Below are 1,720 nucleotides of genomic sequence, written 5' to 3'. Positions count from 1 at the left end.
GCCGAAGAGTTCTCCAAGCGCGGCGTGCCGGTGTTCCTGGCCGACGTGAAGGGCGACCTGACCGGCATCGCGCAGGCCGGCAGCATCGGCGACAAGCTCGCCAAGGTACTGGCCGAGCGCGGCCTGCCCAAGCCCGAGCCGTTTGCCTGCCCGGCCACGCTGTGGGACGTGTTCGGCACCCAAGGCCACCCGGTGCGCGCCACCATCTCCGACATGGGCCCGCTGCTGCTCGGTCGCATGCTCGCGTTGAACGAGATCCAGCAAGGCGTGCTGTCGCTCGTGTTCAAGATCGCCGACGACAACGGCATGTTGCTGCTCGACATGAAAGACCTGCGCGCGATGCTCCAGCACGTGGGCGACAACGCCAAGCAGTTCCAGACCGAGTACGGCAACATCAGCGCCGCCAGCGTCGGCGCGATCCAGCGCGGGCTGATGCAGATCGAGGAACAAGGCGGCGCGAAGTTCTTCGGCGAGCCCATGCTCGACATCGGCGACTTCATGCAGACCGTGGGTGGCCAGGGCGTCATCAACATCCTGGCCGCCGACAAGCTGATGAACTCGCCGCGCCTCTACGCCACCTTTTTGCTGTGGATGCTCAGCGAGCTGTTCGAGACGCTGCCCGAGATCGGCGACCCGGACAAGCCCAAGCTGGTGTTCTTCTTCGACGAGGCGCACCTGCTGTTCAACGAGGCGCCCAAGGCGCTGGTCGAACGCATCGAACTGGTGGTGCGGCTGGTGCGCAGCAAGGGCGTGGGCGTCTATTTCGTGACGCAGAACCCGCTCGACGTGCCCGACACCGTGCTCGGCCAATTGGGCAACCGCGTGCAGCATGCGCTGCGCGCCTTCACGCCACGCGACCAGAAGGCCGTCAAGTCGGCGGCCGACACCATGCGGCCGAACCCGGGCCTGGACATCGGCGCGGCCATCACCGAACTCGCCGTCGGCGAGGCGCTCGTGAGCCTGCTCGACGATAAGGGGCGCCCCGGCATCACGCAGCGCGTCTTCGTCATCCCGCCGGGCAGCCAGATCGGCCCCATCACGCCCGAGCAGCGCAAGGCGCTGATGGCGGGCTCGCTGGTCGCGGGCGTGTACGAGAAGTCGGTCGACCGCGAATCGGCCTGCGAGAAGCTCAAGGGCCGCGCGGTCGCCAGCGCGGATGCGGCACCCACCGCGGGCGGTGCGACCAGCGGCGGTGCGCCCGGCACGGCGAGCGTGCCGGCGCCGTCCGGCGGCGGCATCCTCGACGGCCTCGGCAGCGTGCTGTTCGGCAGCACCGGCCCGCGCGGCGGCAGGCACGAGGGCCTGGCGCAGTCGATGGCCCGCTCGGCCGTGCGCACCATCGGCAGCTCGGTCGGCCGCGAGATCATTCGCGGCGTGCTGGGGGGCTTGTTCGGGGGCGGCAAGCGGCGCTGAGCCGGCGGGTCGTCACCAGGAGGGCGCGCGCTGCGTGGCTTCGATCGAGGCGCCCGCCTCCCCCCTGGCCGGCAACGGTCAGCGCGCCTCGGCCACCGTCGGATGCTCATCGTCGTGGCTGCTGGCCAGCAGCGTGCGGTAGCTGACGAGGTCGCTGCCGTCCATCGAGTCGGACCCGTCGTGACTTGCACCCGCCACCGCGCTCGGCGTCGCACCGAGCGCAAACGCTCTTCCCAGGCCGGCGTAGAGGTAGCGCTCACCGAAGGCCATTTTCAGCGCCGTGAAGGTGGGCTCGCCGGTGCAATGG

The 1,720-nt window shown here is 69.9% G+C and carries 2 protein-coding genes; one reads left to right on the top strand and one right to left on the bottom strand.

Going from position 1 to position 1,720, the window contains the following annotated elements; translation table 11 throughout:
• Positions 1–1,413: helicase HerA-like domain-containing protein (locus RMO12_RS13595; protein ID WP_309639691.1), on the top strand; the 1,413-nt coding region annotated here is incomplete at its 5' end.
• Positions 1,414–1,491: 78 nt separating this feature from the next.
• Here RMO12_RS13595 and RMO12_RS13590 read toward each other — a convergent pair.
• Positions 1,492–1,720 (bottom strand): hypothetical protein (locus tag RMO12_RS13590; protein WP_309639690.1); only part of this gene is annotated, 229 nt, incomplete at its 5' end.

The sequence above is a fragment of the Methylibium sp. genome (assembly GCF_031393925.1).
Classification (GTDB): Bacteria; Pseudomonadota; Gammaproteobacteria; order Burkholderiales; family Burkholderiaceae_C; genus Methylibium.
Note: the sequence above shows the minus strand (reverse complement) of the source record. Positions and strands in the feature narration are given on the sequence as shown.